Raw genomic sequence first — 228 nt, forward strand, 5'->3', positions numbered from 1 at the left:
TTTATTAAGAACAGCAAGGGATCTGAGTTTTTAGCAATATTTGTTCAGACAGCCGTCGGTATGGTCGTAAAATCATTGATGTTAACGTGCAAATTTATCCCCTCCATGCACCTATTCTTCTCTTTACGCATGAGGTGGAGAAAAGAAAAACAAGTCTAAGCTATTAGGCTTTCTAATGGGATGTTACTGTTTTTTCCATTTTAGCACTTACAATGTAAGCTATTTGTT

The sequence above is a fragment of the Bartonella sp. TT110JLCBS genome (assembly GCF_042193405.1).
In the GTDB taxonomy this organism is placed as follows: domain Bacteria; phylum Pseudomonadota; class Alphaproteobacteria; order Rhizobiales; family Rhizobiaceae; genus Bartonella.